Annotated in this window: 23 protein-coding genes; 6 read left to right on the forward strand and 17 right to left on the reverse strand. The window is 64.3% G+C overall.

What is annotated here, in order from left to right; all coding sequences use genetic code 11:
• Nucleotides 1-92: 92 nt before the first annotated feature.
• Entirely contained in the window at nt 93-950 is an 858-nt protein-coding gene (locus tag BRPE64_RS21320; RefSeq protein WP_016346923.1) for an oxidoreductase, read from the reverse strand.
• A 120-nt stretch (nt 951-1,070) separates the two neighbouring features.
• Between BRPE64_RS21320 and BRPE64_RS21325 the strand changes: the two genes are divergently transcribed.
• Nucleotides 1,071-2,021 carry a LysR family transcriptional regulator gene (locus BRPE64_RS21325; RefSeq protein ID WP_016346924.1) on the forward strand — a complete coding sequence of 317 codons (951 nt, stop codon included), beginning with the start codon at nt 1,071-1,073 and terminating at the stop codon, nt 2,019-2,021.
• Here the strand turns inward: BRPE64_RS21325 and BRPE64_RS21330 are convergent.
• From BRPE64_RS21330 to yghU, 5 genes are all read right to left on the reverse strand, one after another.
• The gene (locus BRPE64_RS21330) at nt 2,000-2,872 is read right to left on the reverse strand and encodes an MBL fold metallo-hydrolase (RefSeq protein ID WP_016346925.1); all 873 of its coding nucleotides are present in this window, start codon (nt 2,870-2,872) and stop codon (nt 2,000-2,002) included. The two genes, BRPE64_RS21325 and BRPE64_RS21330, sit on opposite strands and share 22 nt — an antisense overlap.
• 2 nt (nt 2,873-2,874) lie before the next feature.
• On the reverse strand, nt 2,875-4,251 hold the full coding sequence (locus tag BRPE64_RS21335) for an MFS transporter (RefSeq protein ID WP_016346926.1): 1,377 nt from the start codon (nt 4,249-4,251) through the stop codon (nt 2,875-2,877).
• A gap of 16 nt (nt 4,252-4,267) precedes the next feature.
• Entirely contained in the window at nt 4,268-5,284 is a 1,017-nt protein-coding gene (locus tag BRPE64_RS21340) for a succinylglutamate desuccinylase/aspartoacylase family protein (protein ID WP_016346927.1), read from the reverse strand.
• A 97-nt stretch (nt 5,285-5,381) separates the two neighbouring features.
• Nucleotides 5,382-6,278 carry a LysR family transcriptional regulator gene (locus tag BRPE64_RS21345; protein ID WP_016346928.1) on the reverse strand — a complete coding sequence of 299 codons (897 nt, stop codon included), beginning with the start codon at nt 6,276-6,278 and terminating at the stop codon, nt 5,382-5,384.
• Nucleotides 6,279-6,300: 22 nt separating this feature from the next.
• Nucleotides 6,301-7,176: a glutathione-dependent disulfide-bond oxidoreductase gene (yghU, locus tag BRPE64_RS21350; protein ID WP_044042832.1), complete on the reverse strand. Its 876-nt coding sequence runs from the start codon at nt 7,174-7,176 to the stop codon at nt 6,301-6,303.
• Between the two features lie 127 nt (nt 7,177-7,303).
• On the opposite strand from yghU, the gene BRPE64_RS21355 reads away from it, so the two are divergent.
• On the forward strand, nt 7,304-7,915 hold the full coding sequence (locus BRPE64_RS21355) for a TetR/AcrR family transcriptional regulator (RefSeq protein WP_044042833.1): 612 nt from the start codon (nt 7,304-7,306) through the stop codon (nt 7,913-7,915).
• A 197-nt stretch (nt 7,916-8,112) separates the two neighbouring features.
• A complete protein-coding gene (locus tag BRPE64_RS21360) occupies nt 8,113-8,517 on the forward strand; it encodes a VOC family protein (RefSeq protein ID WP_173405474.1) in 405 nt (134 codons plus the stop codon).
• A 24-nt stretch (nt 8,518-8,541) separates the two neighbouring features.
• Here BRPE64_RS21360 and BRPE64_RS21365 read toward each other — a convergent pair whose 3' ends face one another.
• The 3 genes from BRPE64_RS21365 to BRPE64_RS21375 are packed head-to-tail and all read right to left on the reverse strand — an operon-like array spanning nt 8,542 to nt 12,743.
• Nucleotides 8,542-10,053: an efflux transporter outer membrane subunit gene (locus tag BRPE64_RS21365; RefSeq protein WP_016346932.1), complete on the reverse strand. Its 1,512-nt coding sequence runs from the start codon at nt 10,051-10,053 to the stop codon at nt 8,542-8,544.
• A gap of 4 nt (nt 10,054-10,057) precedes the next feature.
• Nucleotides 10,058-11,623: an MDR family MFS transporter gene (locus tag BRPE64_RS21370; RefSeq protein WP_016346933.1), complete on the reverse strand. Its 1,566-nt coding sequence runs from the start codon at nt 11,621-11,623 to the stop codon at nt 10,058-10,060.
• Entirely contained in the window at nt 11,616-12,743 is a 1,128-nt protein-coding gene (locus tag BRPE64_RS21375) for an HlyD family secretion protein (RefSeq protein WP_044043004.1), read from the reverse strand. The genes BRPE64_RS21370 and BRPE64_RS21375 overlap by 8 nt, the downstream gene beginning before the upstream one ends.
• 189 nt (nt 12,744-12,932) lie before the next feature.
• Between BRPE64_RS21375 and BRPE64_RS21380 the strand changes: the two genes are divergently transcribed.
• Complete coding sequence (locus tag BRPE64_RS21380) at nt 12,933-13,598, forward strand: TetR/AcrR family transcriptional regulator (protein WP_016346935.1); 666 nt, start codon at nt 12,933-12,935, stop codon at nt 13,596-13,598.
• Nucleotides 13,599-13,611: 13 nt separating this feature from the next.
• On the opposite strand, the gene BRPE64_RS21385 is transcribed toward BRPE64_RS21380, so the two are convergent.
• Nucleotides 13,612-13,986, reverse strand: coding sequence for a TraR/DksA family transcriptional regulator (locus tag BRPE64_RS21385; RefSeq protein ID WP_016346936.1), 375 nt, complete (start codon nt 13,984-13,986; stop codon nt 13,612-13,614).
• Nucleotides 13,987-14,133: 147 nt separating this feature from the next.
• Here BRPE64_RS21385 and BRPE64_RS21390 point away from each other — a divergent pair, with 147 nt between their 5' ends.
• Nucleotides 14,134-14,343: a hypothetical protein gene (locus BRPE64_RS21390; RefSeq protein ID WP_016346937.1), complete on the forward strand. Its 210-nt coding sequence runs from the start codon at nt 14,134-14,136 to the stop codon at nt 14,341-14,343.
• 32 nt (nt 14,344-14,375) lie between these two features.
• On the opposite strand, the gene BRPE64_RS21395 is transcribed toward BRPE64_RS21390, so the two are convergent.
• The 4 genes from BRPE64_RS21395 to BRPE64_RS21410 form a co-directional block, all read right to left on the reverse strand.
• Nucleotides 14,376-17,159 carry an ATP-dependent Clp protease ATP-binding subunit gene (locus BRPE64_RS21395; protein WP_044043007.1) on the reverse strand — a complete coding sequence of 928 codons (2,784 nt, stop codon included), beginning with the start codon at nt 17,157-17,159 and terminating at the stop codon, nt 14,376-14,378.
• Between the two features lie 151 nt (nt 17,160-17,310).
• Entirely contained in the window at nt 17,311-18,114 is an 804-nt protein-coding gene (locus tag BRPE64_RS21400; RefSeq protein WP_016346939.1) for a family 1 encapsulin nanocompartment shell protein, read from the reverse strand.
• The gene (locus BRPE64_RS21405; protein WP_044042834.1) at nt 18,107-19,159 is read right to left on the reverse strand and encodes a Dyp-type peroxidase; all 1,053 of its coding nucleotides are present in this window, start codon (nt 19,157-19,159) and stop codon (nt 18,107-18,109) included. Before BRPE64_RS21405 ends, BRPE64_RS21400 begins: the two co-directional genes overlap by 8 nt.
• Nucleotides 19,160-19,265: 106 nt before the next feature.
• Nucleotides 19,266-19,586, reverse strand: coding sequence for a DUF6566 family protein (locus tag BRPE64_RS21410; protein ID WP_016346941.1), 321 nt, complete (start codon nt 19,584-19,586; stop codon nt 19,266-19,268).
• 218 nt (nt 19,587-19,804) lie between these two features.
• Between BRPE64_RS21410 and BRPE64_RS21415 the strand changes: the two genes are divergently transcribed.
• Nucleotides 19,805-20,344 (forward strand): DUF4142 domain-containing protein, encoded by a 540-nt coding sequence (locus BRPE64_RS21415; protein WP_016346942.1) that lies wholly within the window; start codon nt 19,805-19,807, stop codon nt 20,342-20,344.
• Nucleotides 20,345-20,448: 104 nt separating this feature from the next.
• On the opposite strand, the gene BRPE64_RS33765 is transcribed toward BRPE64_RS21415, so the two are convergent.
• The 3 genes from BRPE64_RS33765 to BRPE64_RS21430 all read right to left on the reverse strand — a co-directional run bounded on the left by BRPE64_RS33765 (nt 20,449) and on the right by BRPE64_RS21430 (nt 21,740).
• Nucleotides 20,449-20,667: a hypothetical protein gene (locus tag BRPE64_RS33765; RefSeq protein WP_084675791.1), complete on the reverse strand. Its 219-nt coding sequence runs from the start codon at nt 20,665-20,667 to the stop codon at nt 20,449-20,451.
• A 192-nt stretch (nt 20,668-20,859) separates the two neighbouring features.
• Entirely contained in the window at nt 20,860-21,063 is a 204-nt protein-coding gene (locus tag BRPE64_RS21425) for a cold-shock protein (protein ID WP_016346944.1), read from the reverse strand.
• A 203-nt stretch (nt 21,064-21,266) separates the two neighbouring features.
• Entirely contained in the window at nt 21,267-21,740 is a 474-nt protein-coding gene (locus BRPE64_RS21430) for an Lrp/AsnC family transcriptional regulator (RefSeq protein ID WP_016346945.1), read from the reverse strand.
• Nucleotides 21,741-21,839: the final 99 nt, after the last annotated feature.

A 21,839-nucleotide genomic window follows, 5' to 3' on the forward strand; every position in this document is an offset into this window, starting at 1 on the left:
GCCGAACACCCTCCGTTGGAAGGTAGAGAGAAGGGGGGAAGGTCGCGGCGCCGGTCGCGCGCCGCGTGATGCAAGCGTGCTGAAAGCGCGTCTTAGCTCTGAAAATCGGTGGAAGCCGACAGCGCCTTCCACGTTTCGGTTTCCGTCGCGACATACGCATTTTTTTCGGCGATGGCTTTCAGCGTGTCCGTACCGAGCGCGAGACGCAGCGGCGGCGTCGGGGCATCGACGAGCGTGACGAGCGCCGTCGCGAGCTTGTCGGGGTCGCCGGGCTGGTTGTGGTTCAGTTCGACCGCGATCTGGCGCACCTTGCCCGAAGTCGCGTCGTAATCGTCGATGATCTCGCCGCCCACCACGAGCGACGACGCATCCAGAAAATCGGTGCGGAAATAGCCCGGCTCGACGACCGTCGCGTGAATGCCGAGCGGCTTCAGTTCGGCGTGCAGCGCTTCGGTGATGCCCTCGACTGCGAACTTCGTCGAACAGTAGACGCCGAAGCCCGCCGCCGAGCGATAGCCGCCGATCGACGACATGTTGATCACATGCCCCGAGCGCCGACGCCGCATGACGGGCAGCACCGCGCGCGTCACGTTGAGCAGGCCGAAAACGTTGGTGTCGTACATGCGGCGCACGTCGGCGTCGCTCGATTCCTCGACGGCCGCAAGCAAGCCGAAGCCCGCGTTGTTGACCAGCACGTCGATGCGCCCGAACTTGCGCACGGCGGCCTCGACGGCGGCGTGCGCCTGCGCTTCGCTGGTTACGTCGAGCGCGACGGGCAGCAGCGCGGGCGATTCGCCGAGCCGCTCGACGATCGCGGCGGCGTTGCGGCCGGCCGCGACTACGGCGTTGCCGTCGGCGAGGGCCGCGCGGGCGATCAGCGCGCCCAAGCCGCGCGATGCGCCGGTGATGAACCAGACGCGCTTGTATTGCTGTTCGATGACTTGACTCATGGTGTGCTCCGTGGTGTCGGTGTGAACGTGAGACGAAGCTTAGTTCGCCCGATTCGCACGAACTAGACGCGAAACGCTAGACTGATAATCAACCTAAATTTGCGAATCGGGAGTGAGGCCATGAACGAAGTCCGCGCGATTTCGATCTTTGCGCGCGCCGCGGTGCTCGGCAATCTGCGCCGCGCGGCCGTCGATCAGGGGATTTCGCCGCAGGCCGCGAGCCACGCAGTGATGCAGCTCGAAAAAACGCTCGGCGTGCGGCTGTTTCATCGCACGACGCGCAAGCTGAGCCTGACCGAGGAAGGCGAACGTCTGCTGCAGGGCGTCGAGCCGGCGCTCGCGATGTTGTCGTCGGCGATTGCGGACACGCGCCGCGCGAAGGAAGACATCGCCGGGCCGCTGCGCATCAGCGCGCCGAAGGCGCTCGGGCGCGCCATGCTGTGGCCGTCGATAACCGAGTTCGCGGCGCTTTATCCGGACGTGCAGATCGATATACGCTTCGACGATCACTTCACGGATCTCGTCGAGGAACGCGCCGACGTCGGTTTTCGCGGCGGCTCGCCGCCGGCGGGCGGGGCAATCGCGCGGCGTCTCGTGCCGATCCAGCTGATCGTCTGCGCGGCGCCGGCCTATATCGAACGGCACGGCGCGCCGCGCGTCATCGACGATCTCGCGGCGCATCGTTGCACCGGCTATCGGCGGGCGAACACCGGCAAGCAGGCGCCGTGGGAATTCATGATCGGCGATGAAATCGTTTATCGCGAGATTGCGGCGGCGCTCTGTACCAACGACATCGACACGGAAGCCGACGCCGTGCTCGCCGGACTCGCGATCGGCCAGCTCGGCAGCTTTTCGGCGGCGACGCACATTCGCGCGGGGCGGCTCGTGCCGTTGCTCACGGCGCATCTGACGCAGCGCGAGTCGGTCTACATCTACTACCGGCACCGGACGGAGCAGCCGTTGCGGGTGCGCACGTTCATCGACTTCATGGTCGGCAAGCTCGCGGACGATCGCACGTTCTTCCTGACGCCCGCGGAACTGCGCGCGTTTCAGCGGCTCGCGCCGAAATAAGTCCACGCGAAGCCATCGGCGGTGCGCGTGATCTTGCCCGCCGATGTGTGCGGAAAATGCGCGCTGAAGACCGCCGCGCGACGATCGGCGGCGCGGTCGAGCAGCCACGCGCGCGCACGGAGGGCGTCGTCCGGATGGCGGCAGAACATCGATTTCCAGTGCGGCCGCTCGACCTGGATCGGACTGTGCATGACGTCGCCGGAAAAGAGCGCGACTTCGCCGTCCGATTCCATCTCGATCGCCATGTGTCCCACGCTGTGGCCGAAGGTCGGCCAGAAGCGGATGCCGTCGACGAACGTGGCGCCATCGTCCGGAATGACGTACATCTGCCCCGCCTCGATCAGCGGCAGGACGCTGTCCTCGTAGACCATGCGGCGCGGCGCGCCTTCGGGCGTATCGAAGAACGCGCGCTCGCGTTCGGCGAACACATGCGTCGCGTGCGGAAACACCGGCGTCCAGCGGCCGTTTTCCCACTGCGTGTTCCAGCCGACATGATCGACATGCAGATGCGTGTGCAGCACATAGTCCACCTTCCGGCGATCGAACCCGGCGGCCGCGAGCCGTTCGAGCACGGGATTGTCGAGCCGGTCGAACAGCGCGCTGAACGCACGCGGTTTGCCGTTGCCGATGCCCGTATCGACGACGATCGTCCGCCCGCGCCGCTGCACGATCCACAGATGCGTGCGCAGCGGCACTTGATCGCTTGCATGTCCGGCGCGGCGCGCGAGATCGTCCGCGCTTGCCGCCTCCCAGTGCGGGAAGAGCTTCTCCGGCGGGAGCGCAAAGCTCGTTTCGTCGATGCGCGTGATCGTCATGTCGCCGATGCGGCAACTGAACGGGGTGGCGTGCATGCTCAGATCTCCTTGCGAGTGGACGGGACGCGCCGCGTCGCGCGTGCATAGAGCAGCGCGCTCGCGAGCGCCGATCCGCCGCCGACGATGGCCAGCGCCGTGCCGAGCCCCGCGTGGCCGCCGCCGAGATGCTCGTTCAGGAAGCCTACCGCGAGCGGACCGACGCCGCCGCTGATCGCGTTCGTCATGAACACGAGCAGCGCCAGCGAGCGCCCGCGCATGCGGTTCGGCACGGCAATTTGCAGCGGCACGGGCGCGAGCGCCATCGCGACACTCGCCGCCAGCGCGCACAGGCCGTAGAGCAGGATCGCGAGCGTGCTGTCGGCGACGAGCGGCATCGCGATTGCGGCGGGCACGAGCGCGGCGACGGCACAGGTCGAGAGCGCGAGCACCTTTTGCAGCGCGCGTTCGTCGGTGACGCGCGCCGCCAGCATGCCCGCGGCGGCCACGCCCAGCACGCCGCCGATCATGTACGCAGGCGCGGCCATCTTGCCGACCTCGGCGGGCGCGAGATGGAAATGGCGCATGAGCAGCGTCGGAAACCATGCCGCGTGCGAGTAGAACAGCGTGATCAGCGCGACATAGGCGGCGAAGTAAGGCGCGCAGAAGCGATTGCGCACGAACAGTTCGGCGAGCACTTCGCGCAGCGGCGGCAGCGTCTGATCGACGGACGCCACACCGGTTTCGCGTCGCGCGGGCTCGCGCACCGTCGCGGCGACGAGCGCCGCCAGCACGAGCCCCGGCGCGCCGACCAGCACGAACACGGCCTGCCACGGCGCGAAACCATGCGCCGCGAGCCATGCGCCAGCGCCGCCGCCCGTCGCCGAAAGCAGCACGCCGCCGCCGAACAGCGCGAGTCCGCCGCCGATATACGGCCCGAGCATAAAGACGCTGCTCGCCCGCGTGACTTTGCGCGGCGGAAAGATATCGCTGAAGATCGACAACGCGGCGGGACTCAGCGCCGCCTCCGCGACGGCGGTCCCGGCGCGCGCGGCGAGCAGTTCGGCGAAGTTCGTCGCGAAGCCGCACAGCGCCGTCGAGACGGCCCAGATCGCGACGCAGGCGGCGATCAGCTTCACGCGGTTGGCGCGGTCCACGCGACGCGCGATGAACACGCCCGCGGTCGCATAGCACATCGTGAACGAGAAGCCTTGCAGAAGACCGATCTGCGTATCGCTCAGTGCGAGCGTGAGCTTGATCGGCTGCACGAGAATGCTGACGATCTGCCGGTCCAGATACGAGAACGCGAAACAGGTGAAGAACAGCAGCACGATATACGTCGGATGACGCACGTCGGGGAACGCATTCGCGTGTGTGGATGCGTCTGCGTGTGCGTGCGCGGCATCGCCCTGCGGCGAAGGTACGGGATAAGCGCCCATGCGAGCTCCTTCGTGATCAGTCGAGAGAGGTTTCGGCCGCGAGCAGCGCGATGCAGTCGCCGGCTTCGACGCGCGCGAAGGTGCGCGCGCACATCACGCGGCCATCGCCGCCGAACGCGATCTCGCGCGGCGCGCGCCACGGCTCGTGCGGATCGAAGAGCCGCCCGGCGAGCTGGCCCGCGCGCACGTCGTCGTCGAGCGAAAAGGCGGGCTCGAAGACGCCCGCGTGCGGCGCATAGACGTAGTGCCGCGCGCCCTCGACGCGCAGCGTGCGCGTGCGCGGCGGCGCCGCGAGGTCTTCGTCCGGCACCACGCCGAGCTGCTGCAACACACGCTGCAAGCCGCGTTCGACGATCGCGAGATTGCCCGCGTCGCAGCCCGCGTGGCCGCCGAACTCGCCGCACAGAAACAGCGTGCCGTGCCGCTCCGCCGCCGCCGCGAACGTGCGGTCTTCGCCGAGCAGATCCATGACCATCGTGTTCGGTGCGCCGAATGCGCGCATGAGATCGAGATAACGCGCGCGCCGTGCGGGATCGCTTGCGGGCGGCGGCGAGGCGAGCAACGTCGGCGCATGGTCGAACGATGCGCCGCCCGCATGAAAGTCGAACACGATATCCGCGCGCGGCAGCAGTTCGGTCTCGACGTAATGCGCGATCATCTCGGTCGGTTTTCCGTGGCGCGCGCCGGGAAAGAGCCGGTTGAGATTGCCGCTGTCGATGGGCGAAGTCCGCGTGCCGTTCAGAAACGCCGGAAAATTGAGTGCCGGAATGACGATCAGGCGGCCGCGAATCGCGAGCGTGGGCAGGCGCTGCATCAGCTTCATCAGCGCGACGGGGCCTTCGTATTCGTCGCCGTGATTGCCGCCTGTGAGCAGCACGGTGGGGCCGTCGCCGGCATTCAGGACGGCGAGCGGAATCGGAATGTGACCGTAGGCAGAACGGTCGTGGGAATACGGCAGACGTAGCGTGCCGGTCTGAAAGCCGGCGCGTTCGTAGTCGATATCGGTCGCGATGAGCGAAGCGGACGTGGACATGAGCGGATAGCGGATCGAGTGAGGACGATTCCACTATTGCCGACGATCCTCCGCGTGGCCAATGCCGTTTTCTGCGGCGGCCGATGCCTTGCAGGCATCACGCGGGTGGCTGGCTGTGCGCTTTCAGCAGATCGATGAAGCGTTGCAACGCCGCGTTGCCGTGCCGATCGATGAAGCAGAATTCCAGCGGCAGACGCACGTCGAGATCGTGCACGTCGACGAAACGCACGCGCGCAGGCGGACGCTCGCGATTGGCCGCATTGACGAGCGCCGCGCCGACGCCCGCCGCGACGAGCGAGAGAATCGCGGTTTCGGTGGACGCTTCCTGGCGGATGTCGAGCGTGAGCCCGCGTTCGGCGCAGGCGGAGATGAGACGGTCGTAGTAGGCCGCGTACACGTGGCGCGGAAACGCGATGAACGGCGTGCCCGACAAATCGCGCGCGCTCACAGGCCCATGCTTGCCGAGCGCGCTGTGCTCGGGCACGGCCAGCACGACGCCCTGTTCCAGAAGCGGCAGACTCGCGAAGCCATCCGGCCACGCGCCGAAGCGATAGCAAAAGCCGCCGTCGAGCCGTTCGGCGGCAATGGCGTCGAGTTGCTCCGGCGTGTTCATCGGCTGCAATTCGAGCGCAACGTCGCCGGCTGCCTGCTGAAACGCGTTGAGCGCCGACAGCACCAGCCCGCTCCACGACGCGTTCTCGACGAAACCCACACGCAGCCGCCCATGCACGCCCGACGCGATGCGGTGGGCGAGCCGGTTCGCGGCATCCACGCGCGCGAGGATGTCGCGCGCTTCGCCGAGATAGGCGCTCCCCGCTGCGGTGAGTTTCAGGCCGCGCGGCGTGCGCTCGAACAGCGTCGCGCCGATGGCATCTTCCAGGTCCTGAATCTGCCGCGAGATGGCCGGCTGCGTGACGTGCAGATGCTCGGACGCCGCACGCACGCTGCGCATTTCGGCAACGGCGATGAAGTAGCGCAGATGACGGAGTTCCATCGGACGCGCGCCGGGCGATGCGTTACCGGTCCGCGCTCAGCTTGTCTTGCGTGCGTGTGTCGAAGTCGGAGGCGTCGTGGCGCTCGTGCAACTGACTCGCGGGGTCGCCGGCGGTCCGGTTGACCATGCGGCCGCGCCGCGCGGCGGGACGCGCGCCGATTTCTTCCGCCCAGCGCCGTACGTGCGTGTATTCCTGCACCGAAAGAAATTCGGCCGCGCCGTACAGCCAGCCTTTCACGAGGCCGCCGTACCACGGCCAGATCGCGATATCGGCGATGGTGTATTCGTCGCCCGCAATATAGCGATGGTCCGCGAGACGCTTGTCGAGGACGTCGAGCTGGCGCTTCACTTCCATCGTGAAACGGTCGATCGGATATTCCATCTTGCTCGGCGCATACGCATAAAAATGCCCGAAACCGCCGCCGAGATAAGGCGCGCTGCCCATCTGCCAGAACAGCCACGAGAGCACTTCGGCGCGCCTGGCCGGCTCGGTCGGCACGAGCGCCCCGAACTTTTCCGCGAGATAAAGCAGAATTGCGCCCGATTCGAACACGCGCACCGGCTCGGCGCCGCTGCGATCGACGAGCGCGGGAATCTTCGAGTTCGGATTCACGTCGACGAAGCCGCTGCCGAACTGATCGCCCTCGCCGATGCGGATGAGCCATGCATCGTACTCGGCGCCCGTGTGGCCGAGCGCGAGCAGTTCTTCGAGCATCACAGTGACCTTCACGCCGTTCGGCGTGCCCTGCGAATAAAGCTGCAGCGGATGCCGTCCGACAGGCAAAGTCTTGTCGTGCGTCGGCCCGGAAATCGGGCGATTGATGTTGGCGAACTGTCCGCCGTTTTCCTTGTTCCAGGTCCACACGGCGGGCGGCACGTACTCGAAAGTTTCGCTCATGTTGTCACGCTCCTGCGTCGATACGATTGATTCTGGCGAGGTTAGCAGGTCATTCCGAACCGTGCTCGGACGGGCTGCTTTGTACGCGCTTTGTACAATCGCGCAGGTTTTCGTCAGGAGATGAAGCATGAGCCAGCGGCCGCCGCATAAACCTTATCGGCCTCGAAAGACACCCGCGCAGTCGCGTTCGGAGGCCACGGTGGCGTCCATCGTCGAGGCGGCGGCGCAAGTCCTCGAAACCGAGGGTTTCGAAGGCTTCAACACGAATGCGGTCGCGCGGCGCGCAGGCGTCAGCATCGGTTCGTTGTATCAGTACTTTCCGGGCAAGGATGCGCTGACCGTGGCGCTGATCCGCCGCGAAACCGCGCGCTTTTACGACGACGCGCTGATCGCGCTCGGCAAGCGCAGCGGCCGGGCCGCGCTCGAATATCTGATCGGTGCGGCGGTGCGCCAGCAGTTGCAGCGTCCGATGCTGGCGCGCCTGCTCGATATCGCGGAAGGACGGCCTGCGTTACGCGGCGAGGTGAACACCACCGCGATGGAGGAGCTGATTACGACGGTCGTCAGGCGCGCGGCACCGAAGCACGCGCGGCCCGAGACGGCATCGGGCGATCTGTTCGCCATCGTCCGGGGCATGGTCGATGCCGCCGGCGAGCGCGGCGAACGCGATCTCGACGATCTCGAACGACGCGTGCGCGCGGCGGTTTTCGGCTATCTGGCGAGAAGCGGCGCCGCGTGATCGCGCGGACCAAAAAGTGAGCAACGCTGTGTGATCGAGTCGGCTGAAATCGTCGAAAACCCCTTTCTGCAAGGCGTTTCGACGCGTACCGGCAGCATCCGCAAAGCGAGTAGTGAATGTGAGCTTTTGCTTATATTCTGAACGTCATCGGGCGAATACGGCATGGGGCCGCGCCCACTGTGAACGAGAGACAGACGATGACCGACTCGATTCAAAGCATGAAGCTCAACCACCTCAGCTTTCCTTCCGCCGACACGCCCGCGACCGCCCGCTTCTTCGAGCGGTATCTCGGCTTTACCATCGCGGGTACGTGGGAGCAGTCGTATATCCTGAAGCGCCCGGGTTTCGACGTAGTGATCGATCACCACGCCGACACGCCCGAGTGGCCGCGGGCCTTTCACGTCGGCTTCGAATTGCCGGCGCTCGATGAAGTGCACACGCTGTATGAGCGCTTCGCGTCCGAAGGCGTGGAGATGGAGACGGGCGTCTTCAACAACGGCCGCGGTTCGCGCTTTTTCTGCCGCGCGCCGGGCGGCGTGATGTTCGAGATCAACACCCGCGCCGACGCGGCCGCCGAGTATCGCGGCACGTTCGACAACTAAGGCACGCGCGGCGCATGACGCGGCTTACGAGCCGCGCGCCGCGCCGATTGCATTGCTGGCGTCGCCCGCCTGTTGCCAGCCGAGGCCGAGACTCTTCTGCAGCGACACGAAATCCCTCAGCAACTCGCCTTGCGCGGCCACCACGTCCTGTTGCGCGGCGAACTGCGTGCGCTGCGCATCGAGCAGATCGATGAGCGTCGACACGCCCGCCGTGTAGCGTTGACGCACGAGCGTCGCCGAGCGTTCCGCCGACGCCTGCACTTCCTGCAGGCGCACCACATGTTCGCGCTGGTTGCCGTAACGCGAGAGCGACGAGTTCGCGTCCTTGAGCGCGGCGAGCACGGTCTTTTCATAGCGCGCTTCGGCTTCGTCGCGCGAGGCTTCGGCGGCATCCACGCTCGCGGCCGTGCGGCCGAAATCGAATAGATTCCATTGCAGATACGGCACGCCCAGCCACGAGAAATTCTGCTTGCGCAGCAGATGGCCGGGGTCCGCCGCCGAGAAGCCAATATCGCCGAGCAGCGACACCTTAGGAAAATAGTCGGCGATATGCTGGCCGATCTGCGCATTGCTCGACGCAAGCCGCCGTTCGGCCGCGCGGATATCGGGACGCTGTTGCAGCATCGTCGCCGGATCGCCGATTGCAACCGACGCCGGCAGCGCAGGCAGCGGCGCGCGCGTGGCGAGTTCGGCATCGAGTGCGCCGGGCGCGCGGCCCGTCAGCACGGCGAGCTGATCCAGCGAGTCGGTGATCTGCGCCTGCAGCGGCACGAGCGTCGCACGCGTGGTGTCGACCTGCGTCGTCAGGCGTTCGACATCGACCTGTGCCGCCGTGCCGCGCGCGCGGCGCTGCTCGGTGAGCGTGAGCATCTGCTGCTGATAGTCGGCGGTGCGCTCGGCAAGCGCGAGCCGCTGCTGCTGATCGCGCAGATCGATATACGCCGATGCCACTTCCGCCGCGAGCGACACCTGCGCATCCGACAGATCGGCGTGCACGGCATCGGCTTCGTCGGAGGCGGCCTCGATTGCGCGGCGCGTGCCGCCGAAGAGATCGATTTCCCAGGAAGCATCGAAGCCGAGCGTATAGAAATCGACCGGACCGCGCCCATTCGATGCCGGCGCGCCCTGATCGCCCGATGAACCGAAGATCGACGTATCGGGCGAGCGCGTGCGCAGCGCCGCCGCCGACGCCGACACCTTCGGCAGTTCATTGGCGCGCTGCCCGCGCAGTTGCGAGCGCGATTGACGCAGACGCGCCTGCGCCATCTTCAGATCGGGATTGTGCGCGAGCGCGGCGTCGATCAGCGTGTTCAGTTGCGGGTCGTTCAGCGCGAGCCACCACGCGGCGGGCGCGTGCGTGGCGACGATGCCTTGCGCCGGCGCGCGCACGAAAGCGCCGCTTTTTGCCGCTTCGGGCGCGATGTCGGGCGCGCCGTGATAGTCGGGTCCGACCGTGCAGGCGGCGAGCGCGAGAACGGCGAGCGGAAAGAGGCGCGTGACGCGCCGGGCGCGGAGAGAAATCGTTGAATCGTTCATGACATCAGTGGCCGGCGGAGGACATGTCGCCAGCTTGCGCGCGCGGCGTCTTGAGCAAGAGGGCGAGCGGCAGACACGCGAGCAGCGCGATCGCCAGCACATAAAAGGTTTCGGAGTAGGTCATGACGACGGCTTGCTGGCCGATCTGCATCGACAACTGGCCGAGCGCCTGCAGCTTGGCATGCGCGATGTCGCCGCCTTGCGCGGCGAAGTTCGCGGCACTCGCGGCGATGCGTTCCTGACCGAGCACGGAATTGGCCGTGAGCGACTCGCGGATCGCGGCGGAGTGGAAGTCGTTGCGCCGGTCGATCACCGTGCCGATGATCGCCAGGCCCACCGAGCCGCCGAGATTGCGCGCCATGTTGTACAGGCCCGCGGCATCGCCCGATTCCTCGCGCGAGACCGCGGCCATCGAGGCCTGATTGAGCGGCATCATGGCGAGCATCTGGCCGAAGCCGCGCAGGATTTGCGAGCCGTAGAAATCGTGGCCGACGCTTTGCGCCGTGAGCGCAATATCGAGCAGGCAGCTCGCCGCGAAGCACAGCAGGCCCGCGATCACGAGTATGCGCGAATCCACTTTGCCGAGCAGGCGCGGCAGGATCGGCATGATGAGAAATGCGGGCACGCCGGAGATGAGCATGATCGAACCCGACTGCAGCGCGTTATAGCCCGAGACGATGCTCAGGAACTGCGGCAGCAGAAACGCCACGCAATAAAGCCCCGCGCCGACCACGAAGACGATCAGAATGACGCTCGCGTAACGCGCGTTGCGCAACAGCGAGAGCCGCACGATCGGCTGCTTCGCGATGAACTGCGAGAGCGCGATCAGCAGCATGCCGAACGTGGTGATGCACGTCAGCATGATGATCTCGCTCGATTCGAACCATTGATTGCGCTGGCCTTCTTCGAGCACGACCGTGAGCGACGAGAGGCCGATCGCGAGCCCCGCTATGCCGATCCAGTCGGCCTTGAAGAACGCTTCCCAGTGCGGCTTGTCGGTGGGCAGGCCGGTGATGAGCAGCGCCGCGAGCGCGATCCCGACGGGCAGGTTGATGAAGAAGCACCACGACCACGCGATGTTCTCGGCGAGCCAGCCGCCGAGCACCGGACCGAGCAGCGGCCCGAGCAATACGATAAGCCCGAAGATCGTCATGCCGATGGGCATCTGCTCGCGCGGCAGCCGCGTGCGGATGATGGTCTGCGCGGTCGGGATCATCGCGCCGCCGGTGAAGCCCTGGCCGATGCGGCCCGCGACCATCATCGGCAACGAGGTGGAGAGGCCGCACATCACCGAGAACAGCGTGAAGAGCACTGCATTGCCGAGCAAGAAATTGCGCAGGCCGAACACGCGCGTGAGCCACGCGGCGAGCGGGATCATCACGATCTCCGACATCAGGTAGCCCGTTGAAATCCAGGTGCCTTCGGTGCCGGTCGCGCCGATTGCGCCCTGGATCTGCGGCAGCGCGGAGTTGGTGATCGAGATGTCGAGCGTGGCCATCAACGCGCCGAGCGCGCCCGCCGTGACCGCGATCCAGTCCGTCGCGCTCGCGCGTGCGTACGGCTCACTCATGACGATTCTCGGCGGCGATGCGATGGCTGTCGTCGTCGGCGGATTTGGTGTCGATGTCGACCGTCACGGACAGCCCCGGCAGCAGCACCTTGCGCGTTTCCGGACCCGTATCGACGCGAATGCGCACCGGCACGCGCTGCACGATCTTCGTGAAGTTGCCGGTCGCGTTCTCCGGCGGCAGCAGCGCGAACTGCGCGCCGGTGCCGGGCGCGAAGCTTTCGACGACGCCATGCAGCGCGGTGCCCTTGAGCGCATCGACGTGGAGCGTTGCCGGCTGGCCCACGCGCATGCGGCCCACCTGCGTCTCCTTGAAGTTCGCTTCGAGATACAGCGCCTCGACCGGCACCACGGTCATGAGACGCGTGCCCGGCTGCACATACTGGCCAACGCGCACGGTGCGGTCGCCGACGCGGCCCGCCACGGGACTCACGAGCGTGGTGTCGTTCAGATCGAGCTTCGAATTGTTCAACTGCGCCTGCGCCGCTTCGTTCTGCGCGTGCGCCTGCGCGATCTGCGCCTCGGTCGCGCCGATTTGCGTTGCGGCGGAACGGGCGGCGGCGAGATTCGCGGCCAGCGTGGCGCGGGCCTGATCGCGCGTGCTGACGAGACTCGCGAGACGCTCGGCGGTTTCGGCGCCGGTCGCGACGAGCGGACGATAGCGCGTCACGTCGTCTTCCGCGTGCGCGAGGCTCAGGCGCGACACTTCGGCCTGAGCCTTCGCCTGCTCGGCGTTGGCCTGCTGCTGCTTCAGCTGGGCTTCGGCGTGCTGGATGTCGGCGGCGCGTGCATCGAGCGTGGCGCGGGCCTGATCGAGCGATGCCTGATACTGCCGCGTATCGAGGCGCGCGAGCGGTGCGCCCGCTGCGACGGCCTGATTGTCGTCGACGAGGACTTCGGTGATGTAGCCGCTCACCTTCGGCGCGATGGTCACGCTGTCGGCTTTGAGATACGCGTCGTCGGTGCTTTCGATGAAGCGGCCGACGGTCCACCAGCGAAATCCCCATGCGACACCGACCACGACCGCGACGATGCCGATTGCGATCAGCACGCGCTTGCGCGATGGTTTGCTGCGGGCGGCGTCGGCCGGTTGATCGCCTCGTGCGGGCGCGGTTGCTGACATGATTTCTCCGGAATTTTCCTGCCACCGCGTGCATGCGGTAGCCTTCGATGAATGCGGGACGGCGAGGCGCGCGGCGTTGAAATTCACTCGCGCGATGCACTCGCCAAACTAGACGATGTCGTCTAGTATGCATGATTCTAGACGGTGGCGTCTAGTTCGACCCGAGGTTCGCAATGGAGAGGAAGCACCATGAAGAAGCCCCGTCTCGATACTGAAAGCGGATTGCAAGAACAGGAGCGCGGCGGCGTTGCGCGTTCGCCGTTGCAGGCGCGCGGCCGTGCACGGATCGAAGCCGTGCTCGACGCGACGGCGGAGTTGATCGTCGAAAAAGGACTCGCGGGCGTAACGATGCACGGTGTCGCGCGGCGAGCGCAAACGCCGATCGGCTCGATGTATCACTTTTTTCCAGATCGAGACAGTTTGCTTTCGGCGTTGTGGGATCGGCACATCGCGGCGCTGAGCGAACTCGAAGACGAACTCGGGCAGATCGATACGGGAACGTGGAAAGCGTTGTCAGCGGAAGCGGTGATCGATCGCATCATGACGCCGCATATTCGCTACTTCGAGCAGAACGCGGACTGCCTGATACTTATGTCCGTGATGCCGCACGATGACCATAAGAACAATCGCAAATCGGACATGCTGCGCAAGGTGATCGATGCGCGCATGCCGCGCGTGAAGCCCGCCGAGCGTGCGTTGTATGTGGAGATGATTCGCGCGCTGGCGGGCGGCGCGCTCGCGATCAAGCTGCGCCCCGCCATGGGTGACGTGCAACTCGCGCAGCGTTATCTGCGCGAAGTGAAGCGGGCGCTCGCCGCTTATCTCGCGGCGGTGGAAGCGGGCGTGCCGAAATAGCGCGGAGAATGCGTCACGCTTCGCGCTTGCTCTGTTCCTCGACCGTCAGAATGGCTTCGGGCATGACTTCGAGACGCGCCTTCGGAATGGGATCGCCGCTTTCGTCGGACAGACCGTAGGTGCCTTCCGCGATCTTTTGCAGTGCGCGCTGGATGTCGTTGATGCGCCGGTCGTTCACATCGAGCAGCGCGCGGTTCGTGATGTCCTGCGCGATGCGTTGCGCATCGTCTTCGAGTTCTCCGGCTTCGGTGCTGCGCGCTTCCTGCTGCTGGCGTTCGCCGGCAATGGTGCCTGCTTCGTCGCCGAGCAAGTCGCGCCGCAGCGCTTCGAGACGTTCGCGCTGCTTCGCGATGAAATCATCGCTCAATCCGCTTGATTGACCGGCCATGATCGTGCTCCCGTTTTAATGACGACGTTGCCTGCTGCCTTCAAACGTACGCTTCGGATAACCGCATTGTCAATGCGGCGCGCGATGCGTCTGCGTGAACTATGCTGAATCACATGTCCGCGACATCGAACGATCTGGAGGCACGCCATGCAGCAACAGCAAGCAGAGTTCGACTTCTACATCAACCTCGCCAAGCCCACGCTCGGGCTCTACGTCCGTAAAGGCGCGGGCCTGCCGGATCTCGCCGACGCCAAACAGTGGCAATTCTCCGGACACGTCTGGCAAAGCGAGCTGTCGCCCGACATCTTGAAAGGCCTCGACGCGAACGGTCACGCGTTTCAGGAGCTGGGCGGCTGAGTTCGCCGCCGCGCTCCCGTTGAATCGCGCGATCAGCTTTCGCTCTTCGCCGATTCCTTCTTGCTTTCCGACTTCGCCGCGCTCTTCTTCGCCGCGGGCTTCGCTTTCTTTTCTTTGGGTTTCGCTTCGGCCTCCGGCTCGATCTTTTTGAACGCGACCTTCTCGGTGTCCTTGTCGTAGCTCACATCGACCGTGTCGCCGGACTTGAGCTTGTCGCCGAGAATTTCCTTCGCGAGCCGCGTCTCAAGTTCCTGACGAATCTGCCGCTTCAGTTCGCGCGCGCCGAATTCCGGCCGATAACCCACATCGGCAAGATGATCGATGAGCGAGTCCTGCACCTTGAGCGTGATGTCCTGCGCGGCCGCCGTGCGCGTGACGCGGTCGATCTGAATCTCGACGATCGAGCGAATGTTTTCGCGCGAAAGCCCATGAAACACGATGATTTCATCGATGCGATTCAAAAACTCCGGACGGAAGTGGCCCTTGAGCACATCCATGAGCCTGGCGCGCATTTGCTTTTCGGTATCGCGCTCCTTGTCGCTCTTTTCCAGGTTGTCCATGATGATGGACGCGCCCAGATTGCTCGTCGCAATGATGATCGTGTTGCTGAAGTCGACGACGCGGCCTTTGCCATCGGTCAGGCGGCCGTCGTCGAACACTTGCAGCAGCACGTTGTTCACGTCGGGATGCGCCTTCTCGATTTCGTCGAGCAGGATCACGCTATACGGACGGCGACGCACGCGCTCGGTCAACTGGCCGCCCTCGTCATAGCCGACATATCCCGGCGGCGCGCCGATCAGCCGCGCGACCGCATGCCGTTCCATGTATTCCGACATGTCGATGCGGATCACGGCCTGCTCGTCGCCGAACACGGTTTCCGCGAGCGCCTTCGCAAGCTCGGTCTTGCCGACGCCGGTCGGTCCGAGAAACAGGAACGTGGCGATCGGCCGGTTCGCCTGTCCCATGCCCGCGCGCGACAGGCGCACGGCATCGCTTACGGCGACCACGGCTTCGTCCTGACCGACCACGCGCTCGCGCAGCTTGTTCTCCATGTCGAGCAGCTTCTGGCGCTCTTCCTGCGTGAGTTCGGTCACGGGAATGCCGGTCAGGCGCGACACGACTTCCGCGACCGCCGCGACCGTCACTTCGAGCGTCTCCGATCCGGTCTTGCGCTGCCAGGCTTCGGTCAGCTCTTCGAGCTTCGCCTGCTTCTCCTTGATGCGCTCCTCGAAGTTCTTCGCTTCATCGAAACGCTTGCGCGACGCAGCGTAGTCCTGTTCGCGCTTCAACTGCGCGATCTCCGCTTCGAGTTCCTGAATCTCGGGCGGCCGCGAAGTCGCGCCGATGCGCACGCGCGCCGCCGCCTGATCGATCAGATCGATGGCCTTGTCCGGCAAAAAGCGCGACGTGATATAGCGATCCGAAAGCTCGGCCGCAGCGACGAACGCATCGTCGGCGAATGTCACCTGATGATGCGCTTCGAGTTTGTCGCGCAGGCCGCGCAGAATCACGATGGTCTGCTCGACCGTCGGCTCCGGCACGAGCACCGGCTGAAAGCGCCGCTCCAGCGCGGCATCCTTTTCGATGTACTTCTGATACTCGTTGAGCGTGGTCGCGCCGATGAGACTCAGCTCGCCGCGTGCCAGCGCGGGCTTCAGCACGTTGGCGATATCGAGGCCGCCTTCGCCACCGCCTTGCCCCGCGCCGACGATCGTATGCAGCTCGTCGATGAAGACGATCAACTCGTCTTGCTTCGCGGTGATCTCGTCGATGAGCTGCTTTGCGCGCTCCTCGAATTCGCCGCGATACTTCGCGCCCGCGACCATCGAATTGAGGTTGATCTCGATGAGCCGCTTGTTGCGCAGGTCCTCGGGCACGTCGTCGTTGACGATGCGCTGCGCCAGCCCTTCGACGATCGCGGTCTTGCCCACGCCCGGCTCGCCGATCAGCACCGGATTGTTCTTCTTGCGCCGCGCGAGCACTTCGATCGTGTTCTCGATTTCGAGCGCGCGCCCGAGCACCGGATCGAGCTTGCCTTCACGCGCCATCGCGGTGAGATCGCGGCCGAACTTGTCGAGCGTGGGCGTGCCCGTCGGCGTATCGACGCGTCCGTCTTCCGCGCCCTTGCCGACCACTTTCACGATCTTCTGACGCAGCGCCTCGGACGTGACGCCGTACTTCTTGAGCAACGCACCCGCGATGGAATCCGGCACGGCTGCAAGCCCGATCAGCACATGCTCGGGACCGACATACGAGTGCCCGAGTTCGCGCGAGGCCTGGAATGCATACTGAAACGCTTTCTTTAAGCGCGGCGAAATCGTCATCTTGTCGATGGGCGCATCCGCGTCGGCTTTGCCTTTTTGCGCGTGCTCGTCGATATAGCGCTTGATGTCGTCGGGGGAAAGTTTCAGTTCCTTGAAGAGCGCCTGCACGACATCGGTGTCGGCGAGAACGTACAGCACTTGCTCCGTGTCGAGCTCCGTTTTCTGCAACTCGTGCGCTTTTTCGGCGGCACGTTGCAGCAGTTCCATCGTTTGCTCGCTGAAGGCATCAGTCACATCGACGGATTCGCGCGGCACGGAGGCGACCATGTCGTCGTCATCCGCTTCGTCGTCGGCGCCGGGCAGGCCGCCCATCAGACGCGACAGGCCGCCGCCGCCCAACAGCGAGTCGAACGGATTCAGCATGCTTTGATGCCGCATCAACTGACGGTAGTCGTATTCGCAAATCGACATCGACTTGCGCTGGCCGTTCTGCACGACGGTCACTTGTGCAACCGCCGGCCGGGCATGACAAATTTCGCAAAGGGCAGCCATGATCAGTCTTTCTCCATTATTCGTGCGGCTGGAGATCGACCTGAACAAGCACGCGCCATGCTGCGCCATCGGAGTTCAGGCCGAACCGCCGCCTGTTGAACGGTTTGTTCTCCCCATGTGTTCCTTTATCGTTCGATGGGTTCTGATGCGGCTATTCACCCGCCGCGATGGACACCGAAGCTTCGCTCGTCAACATCAGGAACGTCAGCGTCTCGCGAAGATAGAGCTGTACGGTCGTATCGGTATGGCTCGAATAACCGATCGACAGATCCTGTCCGATATGCAGTTCGTAATCGCCGCCGCGCGTCGAGAGCACGCAGCCGCCTTGCAGCGCGGGCGCCCAGACGAGGTCTCCGCTCACGATGCGCTTGATGTGCTGAATCACCGGATAGCCCTGATCGCTCGCTTCGGCAAGCGCGGTATAGGCATCCGCACCGAGCAGCACGGAGTAGGGACCGTCGACGCCCGCGAGCCTCAGCCGCTCCAGCGCCTGACTGATGGCGGCGGGATAGTCGGCGACGTCTGAGGGCAGCATCGTCGGCGCGTTCGAGCTGCCCTCGCGGATGCCCACGATGCCCGCCGCCTTGTAGCCGTCGAAGATCGCGCTGTCTTCGGCGAGCGCGAGTTCGTTCGCGGCGGTTTTCGCCGGTTGCCAGTCGCCGTCGTTCGAGCCGCGCTCCACGCTGTCGATAGACTCGCGCTGCAACGTGAACGGCACCGTCAGTTGCACGAGCGACTTCGTTTCATACAGCTTCGCGCCGACGCCCTGTTTGGGCGATGCGATATTGCTCTGATGCCCCGTGCCGATGCCCGACAGCGCCGTGCCGCCGGGCTCCTTCACGTCGACGACGCGCCGGCCGGCCAGCGACCGTTTGAATGTGCGGGCGACTTCCGCCTCGATCTGCGACCACGCGGCGCTTGAGACCGGTGCGAGCTCTCGATGCAGGTTATTCATGTTGTGGCGTTCCTTTGAGTGAGCCAATGTTCAACGTGCCGTCGCGGCTTTCTTCGTGATCGTCCTGATGGCTTTCATCGATGGAAGATGGCGCGGCGGCCGGCGTTCTGTCGGGAAGTTCTTCCAGCAAGTCGGCGGACGGCACGAAGAACAGGCCGCCCGTCACCGCGCGGCTGTAGTCGAGCAGGCGGTCGTAATTGCCCGGCGGCCTGCCGACGAACATGTTTTCGAGCATCTGTTCAATAGGCTTCGGCGTCTTCGCATAGCCGATGAAATACGTGCCGAACTCCTTCGAGCCGGGTCGCCCGAAGGCCATGTTGTGCCGCAGGATCTTCACTTCCTGACCGTTTTCGTCGATGGTCGTGAGCGAACTGTGCGAGCACGACGGCTTGATCGATTCGTCGAGTTCGACATCCGACAACTTCTCGCGCCCGATGATCAACTCCTGTTGCTCGACCGTGAGTCCGTTCCATGCGTCGAGGTTATGCAGATACTTCTGCACGATCACGTAGCTGCCGCCGGCGAAATCGGCATCTTCGTCGCCGATGATCGTGTAGTTCGTGGCGCTGCGGCCTGTCGGGTTCTCCGTGCCGTCGACGAAGCCCACCATGTCGCGCAGATCGAAGTAACGAAAGCCGTGCACTTCATCGACGACCGTGACCGCATCGCCCAGCTTGTTGAGCATTTGCGACGCAAGCTCGAAGCACAGGTCCATGTGATCCGCGCGGATATGCAGCAGGATGTCGCCCGGCGTGGCGATCGCGCGCCGATCGCCCGCGCCGACCTCGCGAAACGGATGCAGCCCCGCCGGACGCGGTGCGCCGAAGAGCAGGTCCCACGCGTCCGCGCCGAAGCCGCACACGCACGAGAGATTCGCGCTCGGTGCACGCGTGCCGACCGCGCGGACCAGCGCCGCGATATCGCCGCACCACGAGCGCACGGTCGCGGCCCGTTCTTCGCCGCGCGCCACCGTGGCGACGATAAAGATGGCACTTCGGGAAATCGGATTACAGACGGCTTGTGGTTCTGGTGTGTTGTTGGGCATCTGAAGAGATTCGATTGCGTGCAGCGGTTGATCGGGTCGAACGGTTCAAGCATGCAAATGCCCGCATGCCTCCGCAAAGCGAGGCATCCGCAAGCAAGGAACGGGCTTATTTGGTGTGTGTGAAGACGTTGCCTGAGAGACGCTCCGCCTCCGCGCTGAACCACGTCTGCGCATGCTGGCGGGTCGCGACCCACGAATGATTGTCGGCGGGCGTGAGATGCTGCGCGATCACGCGCCGCGCCCGCTCGATCCCGTCGCGCAGGGCCTCGTTCGCGGTGCTCCATTCGGGCTGAACGGTTTCGGGCCACGCGAACGGCGACTTGCCGTCGCGTTGCACGTCGAGGTCGGCGACCCATGCGCCGCGTTCGTTGCGCCGCGTGGCGACCGAAATCTGGTATCCCGCATAGACGTCAAAGGCAGAGTCCATTGCTTCCTCCGATGCGCATCGGGCTATCGAACGAGCGGTCGATAACCGGGGCTGACAGGCTCGGCTCCCGTGAATTTCTGCGAACCGGGCGTCGCCTGCTTTTCGTGTCCGAAACTTTGTCTGAGATTACAACAAGTCTATGCAACAAACACTGCAAAAGGCACGATGCGACACATGAACGCACGCTACCTTTGCACGCCCATGACGGAGAGACGACGATGAAGCGCGGCGCAATCGCCATGACATGGCTCTTGCTGCTTGTGTGGACGGGGCACGCGCGCAGCCAGAGCGCGCCTTCGACCGACGCGCAAATGCTGGGTGTGGTGTTCGTGGCGAATCAGGCCGAGATCGCGGCGGGGAATCTGGCGTTGAGCCGAACGCGCTCCGCGAGCCTGCAGGCGTACGCGCGGCGGATCGTGGCGGAGCATGGGCAGGTGAATCAGGAGATCGTCGCGCTGACGCAGGGATTGGGCGCGCAGCCGCAACGCAGCGCAATAAGCGACGCGTTGACGAAGCAAAGCGCCGAAGACCTCGCACGCCTCGACGACACCGGCATCTACAACTTCGACGAAGCCTATCTCGATCGCGAGCTGGTGTATCTGAAGCGTCTGGTCAATACCGTCGACGACTATATTCGCTCGACGGCGAGCGCGGACGTGCGGACGCTGTTCGTGCGTGCGCGTCCGTCGTTCATTCTGCAACTTGATCAGGCGCAGCGTCTGAAGCTCACCGTGGGCAGCCCGGGCCTCAACCGATGATAGACAACCGTTTATTGCTTGGGCGGGCGACCATTCGTTCGAATGTTCGCTGCGTGGGGCGTCCCTAGGACGGCCGGTCGCTGCCGCTGCCCTAACGCGTCAGATTATCCGCGCGTGTCGATCCAGTCCCGTGCCCAACGGCGCGAGTAAGCGATCGCCTGCGCCTCTTGCGGAAAATAGCCGAGCGAGAAAAACCGATATTGCGAGTCGGATGAGTGTCCGTCAGCGCGTTTGATTAACAGGTTTGCCGAAAACGATTCGTCGCACAAACGATGTGCGGAAGGGTGCACCGCATAGCCGCGGTAGCTTTGAGTAGATGCCATGAGTTTTATGTTTTTAATGTGAATGCAGCCGTTCAAATGCAGGGAGCCTGAGAACGGGATGTCTGGCGCGATGCCAGCCGAGGAGAATCTAACGTTTTGACATCGTCACGCTGGATGCGTGGCGAAGAAGAGAGAGACTTCGGAGATGCTGCGGGATCCGGCCAGCGAATCCCGCGGTGCTACGCTAAACGCTTACAGCGGCTTGATGTCCGATGCTTGCATGCCCTTGGGGCCGCGCTTCGTTTCGAAGCTCACCTTTTGGCCTTCGGCCAGGCTCTTGAAACCCTCGCTGCGAATTTCCGAGAAGTGAGCGAACAGGTCGTCGCCGCCCTTATCCGGAGTGATGAAGCCAAAACCCTTGGAGTCGTTGAACCACTTGACGGTACCGGTATCCATGAAAATCCTTTAGTAAATAAGTTTTGCTCGATTGAGCAGGGGAAGCATCAAGGAGGGAGTGGACAACGAATACCGACGAACGACAGGCGGACTATTGATGAGCAGCAATCGACTTCTTGAAACTATCCCATATTCTGCAAATTCCCAACGAAATTGTCAAGTATTTTCGCGTCGTATGCGTGAGCAGGCGGGTCGTGGCGGGTTTATGACTCAAGCGGCACCGCGCTCACGCATTTGAGTTCGTCGAGACACACGCTCGATTTGACGCCGTTGACGCCCGGAATGCGCATCAGCGTATCGAGCAGAAACTCGGACAAGCGTTTAAGATCCCGCGCGATGACTTTGAGCATGTAATCGATATCGCCGGTGACGGCAAAACACTCCTGAATCTCCGCGAGTTTGCCGACGGCGCCCTTGAATTTCGCCAGATCGCGCACGTGACCGCGTTCCATCGTCACCTGAATGAAGGCGACGACGCCAAAGCCGAGCGCCTGCGCGTCGAGCCGCGTTTCATAGCCCTTGATCACGCCCATTTCTTCCAGCCGCCGATGACGCCGCAGCGTCTGCGCGGGCGACAGATTGATGGCCTCGGCGAGTTCGAGGTTGGAGATGCGTCCGCGGGTTTGCAGGATCCCGAGTAGACGCACGTCGATACGATCGATCTCGATGGTCTGCAATTTAATTTCTCCAAAAGGTCCGATGAGGAAATCCGAATGCCCAAACTAGGGTTTGTCTGCGGTTCTTAGGAAATCATATTGTGCGGCAAGAAATTTACA

The organism is Caballeronia insecticola (assembly GCF_000402035.1).
GTDB classification, from domain to species: Bacteria; Pseudomonadota; Gammaproteobacteria; order Burkholderiales; family Burkholderiaceae; genus Caballeronia; species Caballeronia insecticola.